At 58.1% G+C, this 6,923-nt stretch carries 3 protein-coding genes; all 3 read right to left on the reverse strand.

Features of this window, described 5'->3' with window-relative positions:
- Positions 1-375 precede the first annotated feature (375 nt).
- The gene (locus IK083_05530) at positions 376-3,096 is read right to left on the reverse strand and encodes a hypothetical protein (protein MBR4749013.1); all 2,721 of its coding nucleotides are present in this window, start codon (positions 3,094-3,096) and stop codon (positions 376-378) included.
- A gap of 717 nt (positions 3,097-3,813) precedes the next feature.
- Positions 3,814-6,561, reverse strand: coding sequence for a hypothetical protein (locus tag IK083_05535; protein MBR4749014.1), 2,748 nt, complete (start codon positions 6,559-6,561; stop codon positions 3,814-3,816).
- A 229-nt stretch (positions 6,562-6,790) separates the two neighbouring features.
- Positions 6,791-6,923: IS3 family transposase (locus IK083_05540; protein ID MBR4749015.1), on the reverse strand; the 133-nt coding region annotated here is incomplete at its 5' end.

Here is a 6,923-nt window from a genome sequence, read left to right on the forward strand (position 1 = left end):
CCGGCCAAAACGGCAACATATCAAACGCAGAGCGTTTGGCCGTTTTGGGGAAGGGACCTCGGGAGGGGCCCGGCTGCCTCTTCATTGCTCTGTCGGAGACAGAGAAGGCAGACGGGAAGGACCCGGCCCAGCAGAGACGAGAGGAACTTCCCTGCCCCGCGATACGGCCCCCCCCCAACGGCCAAAGGCCGTCGGTGCCCCCGCAAACCACCCCAAAAAATCTGCGATTTTTCGGGGACCCCGGGATCTCTTACCGGTGAGGGCATGAGGAGCCCTCACCGCCGAGATGACGCGGGGTTTGGCGCCTGCAAAAGGCGCTTCCCGCGGGCAAAAAAAGACGCCCTCGGGCGAGGGCGTCTCTGCGCGGCCGGTGCCTCAGGGCAAAGTGGCGCTCTTTACGTCGGAATAGACTACCTTGCGGGCGCCGCCGTCGTCGATGTAAACGATGAAGGCTCTGCCGTACCAGGTGTCGCCGGGATCGACGTTCTTCTTGTTGATGATAAAGGTCTTGGTATAGGCCGAGTAGCCCGAGGACTTGCCCACTATCACGCCGGGAGTGTCAAACAGTATCTCATCGACGGGTTCGTCGGACTTCAGCAGCAGCACGCCGTGCATGACCTCGCTGGCAAAATCCAGACCGGTCTGGACCTGAGCGGTAAAGCCTATCTTGCTGCCTTCCACGTTGGGCGTCCACAGGTTCACCAGGGTGGTGTCGTCACAGCCGCCGTTGTAAACCGCGGTGAAGCTCATGTTGGCATAGACCGAGACGGACAGATTGAGAGAGTAGGACACTATCTCGCCGGTGTCGGTGTCGATCCAGTAGGAGAAGTCGTCATCATTGTAGGTGTCGGGAGCGGTGGCTCTGAACACTGCGGCAGTCTTCATCTGCTTCACGATCACTTCGTCGCCCGCATTGGCTTCCACCGTGTAGAGAGTGTCGGCCTTTTCGAGGATGGCGGTGAAGGTCACGTCCTGGGTCACCGGGCCCTCGGTGGGCAGGATGCCGGGATAGGTGCTCTGCCATTCCTTGACCACGTAGCCCGTGCGCAGGCCGGCCTGTCCGGCTTCCGCGGGATACTCCAGCTGGCTGTAGTCGGTGACGGCGTCGGTCTTATAGACCTTGCCGTACATGTCCTTGTATATGAAGCTGTAGGCCTCCAGGGGAGCCGCTAAGGCTTCCAGGTAAGTGTCGCGGCTGATCGTGTATTCGAACTCCGGTTCCTCGGAGATCACGTTGCCGGCGGAATCCTTCCAGCAGATGAACTTGTAGCCTCTGTCGGGGATGGCGTTGAGACGCACCGTGTCTCCGCTGAAGCCGCCGCAGTAATATTCGGCAGAGTCGTTGACGTAGGTGTTGGCGTTGATGCCGAACAGGTCGACCCAGTAGGTGAAATAATCAAACTCCACGTTCTGGATGGCGTCAACCAGCGTCCAGCCCCAGTCCTCGTCGATGAACAGATAGTAATCTCTCAGAGCAGCCTCGGCTTCGTCCAGAGCTTCTCTGAGTATCGTGAGGGTGTCGATGCTGTAGATGCCTATGCCGTTGTCATAGAGCTCGTTGCCCTTGTCCACCACGGGCTGCAGCTCGTCGCGGGCGAAGTAGTTGTCCACTACCGCGGAGAAGTTGAGCCTGGAATAGTCGCCGGCAGTGACGGGCTCGGTGAGCCTCTGTCCGTTGAGGGTGACGTAGACCAGCTCCAGGGGCAGGTTTGCTTCGTTCAGGATATCGAAATCGTCGGGATCCAGCACCGTGTCAGCTTCTATCAGACCTACGTTGGTCAGGTCGGTACCCTGCCACAGGATCCTTGCGCTGGTGAGGGGCACGTAGGAGTTGCCTCTGTGGAGTCTGGTGGAGGATACGGGGATCCTGTCGTCGATGACGGGATAATTGTCGGGACCGGTGTTCTTCCAGGGGGACAGCAGGTTTTCCTCCGCCCAGTCGGGAGCGGTCATGTCCATCTTGGTCACGCCGTCGCAGATGTCAAAGGTGGTGGAGTATTCGTGCCCGTCGTTCCTGCCCGCCATAGGAGCGGAGCAGAAGTCGGTGCAGTAGAAGCATCTTATGAACACACTCTGAGAAGAAGCCACGGAGTAGCCGCCCACGATGGCGCCGGCCACGTCGTTATCTCCCCAGGACATGCCGGTGAGGTAATTGTCGGCGTAATAGTTGCTGGCCACTATAGAGGCGTAATCACTGCTGACGTCGAACAGGCCGCCTATGATGCCTCCCATATAAGAGATATATGCTTCATCGTCATCATTGATGACGTCCACGTAGTTGACCCTGTTGCTCAAAATGTCTCCGAACGAAACTTGTCCTGCAACGCCGCCCATGAATCTGCCTTTGCCGCTGATGGAGGAGCAGGTCACGGTACAGAAGGTCACGAAAGATTTCTCTTCGGTTTCCACGTCGCCCATGGCCGTGGCGGTGATGCCGCCTATGACGGTGCCTTCGTTGTTGCCTATGAACTTCATGCCGTCCGCAAAGCAGGAGTAGATGTAATACTGGTTGTAGCCGGCAATGGCTCCCATATGGGCTCCCCACTGGTCGGCGAAGGTGAGGTCGCTGGCCACACAGTGGGTGATGTAGCCCTTGTTGTAGCCTGCAAAAGCGCCTAAAATACCGCCGGTCTTGGTGTTGGTGATGGTGATCTCGCCTGCCTCGGGGTCGGCGCAGACACTGCAGTCGTTGATATAGCCGTCGGTTTCGTTGACCCCCACAATGATGCCGTTGTACTGAGCATAGGCGGAAGCGTCGGCGTTCAGCATGATCTTCATGCCGCAGACGGTGCCTTTGTTGACGGCAACAAGGCCGGTGTGGGTCCCTTCCGCATTGGTGGCGGACACGTCCAGCCCGATGATGGTGGCGCCGCTGCCGTCCAGCACCACGCCCTCACTGACCTCTTCGATAGGGGTCCAGGGCTGCCCTGTCAGGTCAAATATGCCGTTCAGGCTGACGTCCTCGTCGATGGTGGTGCCGCACAGCGCCAACAGCTCATCCACGGTGGTGACGATCGTTTCTGCCCCCGCAGCAGCGGGCAGCAGGAGAGCGATCAGGACCGGCAAAAGCCATAATAGTCCGATAGATTTTTTCATAATAACTCCTTGACGTAAAGCGGACCCCGCAGAAGGGCAGCGCGCTTGTATTTGGGTGCTATTTCTATTATAGCACTCATTTGGAGATTTTTGCGGCTGTTTGAGATTTTCCCCTGCAAAGCCTGCAGCTTTGCAGGGGAAAACACTTCTCGTCATCCCGGCGGAAATGGCATATGTCAAACGCCGCCGGCGTTTGGCCATTTCCGGGAAGGGATCTCGGGCGGGACCCATTTGCCTCTTCCGTACTCCGGCAATGCCGGAGAAGGCAAATGGGGAGGACCCGGTCTTCGGTACACGCTCAAAGTACATGAGAGCGCTTTCCGTTTGTCCCACCCCGGCTTGGTCCATGGCCGGGGGCTCGCGGTTTCACTACAGGGGACTTCTTACCGGTGAGGGCACGAGTGGCCCTCACCGCCGAAGTGACGTTGTGTTTGAACGGGACAATAGCGTTTCCGCAGCCCCGCGATACGGCCCCCCCAACGGCCCTCTCTGCCGTTGGCAGAGTAAGGAATGGGCCGTCGGTCCCCCCGCAACCACCCCAAAAAATCTGCGATTTTTCGGGGACCCCGAGAGTGTCTGCTCCGAGGGGCGCAGGCGCCGAAATGACGTTGTGTTTGAACGGGACAATAGCGTTTCCGCAGCCCCGCGAAGGGGCCCCGGCGGCGCAAAAAAAGGCGCCCTCGGGAGAGGGCGTCCTGTGAAACGTCAGAAGAGGTCTCAGGGCATGGTGGCGCCTTTGATATCCGAAAATACCACCTTGCGCTCGCCGATGTCATCGTTGTAGACGATGAAGGCTCTGCCGTACCAGGTGTCGCCGGACTGGACGTTCTTCTTGTTGATGATGTAGGTATTGGTGTAGGCCGAGTAGCCGGAGGACTTGCCTACTATCACTCCCGGGGTGTCGAACAGTATCTCGCCCACGGGTTCGTCGGACTTGAGGAGCAGCACGCCGTGCATGACCTCGTCGCCAAAGTCGTCTCCCATGACTGTCTGTCCTGTGAAGGCTATCTTGCCGCCTTCCACTATGGGCTCCCACAGGTTCACGCAGGTGCTGATGAAGGACGGACCTTCGTAAATGGCTGCCAGATTGAGGTCGGAATACACCGATATGGACAGCGCGGGGTCACATGAGATGATCTCCCCGGTGTCGGCGTCTATCCAGCAGGTGAATTCTGTGTCCTCCATGAACTCGGGAGCGACGCGGGTAAATACCTGAGCGGTCTTTTTGGTGACGGTTTCATCCAACCAAACGTCGCCTCCAAACAATATACAGCTGTTCACCGTATATGAGGAGTCGGCCTTTTTGAGCATGGCGGTAAAGGTCACGTCCCGGGTCACGGCGCCGCTGGCGGGCAGGTCGCCGGGGTAGTCGTTCTGCCACTCCTTGACCTTGTAGCCTGTTCTCAGGCCGCCCTGTCCGGCTGCCACGGGATAGGCAAGCTGGGAGAAATCGGTGACGGCGTCGGTCCTGTAGGTCTTGCCGTACATGTCCTTGTAGACGAAGTTGAAGCTGTTGGCGGGCGCGGTCACTGCGGTGACAATGGTTTCCCTGGAAATGACGTATTCGAACTCGGGGTCTTCGGACAGTATGTTGCCGGCGGTATCCTCCCAGTACAGGAATCTGCGGCCTTCGCCGGCCTCGGCTTTCACCAGGAAGACTTCGTCCATGGGACTAGTGACAACCCAGGTTTCATCCGGATCCCCGCCGTCGATAGTTACCGTTCCGCCGTCGCAGATGAACATCACGTCATAATCGCGCACCTCCAGAGCGGCTATGGCGGAGAACATGTTGTCAATGAGCTCCTGGCCCCAGTTCGGGTCTACGGACAAATAGGCTTCTTCCAATGCCATCAGAGCCTCGTCTATGGCCTCCCGCAGGGGGATCAGGCTTTCGGCGGTGTAGTAGCCTTTGCCGGATGTGTAGACGTCCATGGCGTAAAACGTGTTGGGCGCCAGGCAGTCTCTGCAGAAGGCGTTGTCCACCTCGGCGGAGAAGCATATCTCGTCAAACTCTCCCGCCAGGAAGGGGTCGGTCATGGCGATGCCGTTCACAGTGATGAAGTCCACTTCTATCTGCATCTCGTCGAAGGGGTCAGTGTTCTGGATGGTAAAACCTGCCGGATCGAATTCGAAATCGTCGGCCACCAAGCCTATGTTGGCAACGTCTATGCCTTCATACAGCAGCCGGTAGCCGTCCAGGGGCAGATAGTCGTCGCCTCTGTGGAGACGGGCAAACCTGACGGGTATCTCCTCCTTGGTGACGGGGTAGCAGTCGGGGCCGACGTTGCGCCAGGGGCCGTAGAAGCTTTCGTCCAGATTGTCCATGCCCCAGCCGTCCGAAGTCATCTCCATCTTGGTCACGCCGGCGCAGGATTCGAATTGCTGGTCAGAGTAGTCGCCGAAGTACGCGCCGTAAAGGGACGCGTCGCAAAAGTCGGTGGCGTAGTAGCACTTGACAAATACCGGGTCCGTGACGTATACGCTGTAAACACCCACGATACCGCCGGCATAGTCGTTCGGAGCGTACACCATGTCCGTGGTGTTCATGTCGGCGTAATAGCTGTTTGACAGTCTGCTGTTGTCACCATCCACGCTGCCTGCCAGGCCGCCTATATAGCAGGAATCCTGGGCGTAGTGGCTGAAGCCCACGTAGTTGACTCTGCTAAAGCTTATCTCGCCGTTGTTGACAGTGCCGGCAATGCCGCCCATGGCGCTGGCCTTGCCGGTCAGGTCGCAATAGAGCACGTTGTTGGACTCGGCAAAGGCCGGGACCTCATCTTCGGGACCTTCCAGTTCGGCTGTGATGCCGCCCAGGATGGAGTACTGGCTGGTGCCGGTGAGGGCAGTGTGAAATACGGTGCTGTCGGCTACGGTGCCTAAGGTCTTGCCGGTGATGCCGCCTGCGCTTGTCCCCGCGCCTGCGGAAAGGGTGAGGTCGCGCACGGAGCAGTAGATCACGGCTCCCTGATTGTAGCCGCAGATGCCTCCCAGATATCCGCAGTGACTGTTGGATCTGATCTCTACGGGCTGCTCGCTCTCGCCGTAAACGTGGCAGCCCCAGATGTCGGCGTTGGCGCCGTTGAAGCCCGCTATGACGCCGGCAAACGTTGCGCTGGCGAGAGAGCCGTAGCTCACCTGGACGTTGACCGACTGAATGCTGCCGTTGTTCACCGCCACAAAGCCGGCGTAGTCGCCGTAGCTACTGTTCATGGGGAGACCCTTGATAACGGAGTACTCGGTGCCGGCTATACAGTGGCCCTCGGTGATCTCGGCGATGGGGGTCCACTCCTCGCCGGAAATGTCATAAATGCCGGGCTCCAGCTGGACGTCTTCGTCCACCACCTGTCCGCACAGCTCCAGCAGCTCGTCCACGGTGGAAATCTGGATGTCGGCCATTGCCGCCGATGACAAGAGCAGAGCGCACAGCGCCGGCAGAAGCCATAATAGTCCGATTTTTGATCTCATAGATTTCTCCTTGAATATGCCGCAGGCCGCGGAGCCGGGGCGGCAGTCAATATGTATCTACTACTATTATAGCAGATTTATCTGCTGTTTTTGCTTTTTTTGGGGGAGTTATTTGCCGTGGGGAGGGCGCTCTGTCCCGCCCAGCCGGTCCGTGGCCCGGGGCTCTTCCTTCTATTGATGTGACCCCAAAAAGTTGGACAAAGAAAATCCCCAAATCCCCACGTTCTATTTAACCATTGGTTAATGCCTTTTTTCTGTATTCGCTTGGTGTCATCCCGTTAAGCTTCTGCTTGATCCTTTTGTTGTTGTAATAATCGATGTACTCCTCTAATTCCTTATAGAAATGCTCTACCGACTCAAAG

This window comes from Abditibacteriota bacterium (assembly GCA_017552965.1).
In the GTDB taxonomy this organism is placed as follows: domain Bacteria; phylum Armatimonadota; class UBA5829; order UBA5829; family UBA5829; genus RGIG7931.

What these genes read in the sequence shown, in the direction of transcription:
- IK083_05535 (MBR4749014.1), bottom strand. Translation starts at nt 6,561, where the DNA reads ATGAGATCAAAAATCGGACTATTATGGCTTCTGCCGGCGCTGTGCGCT.
- IK083_05530 (MBR4749013.1), bottom strand. Translation starts at nt 3,096, where the DNA reads ATGAAAAAATCTATCGGACTATTATGGCTTTTGCCGGTCCTGATCGCT.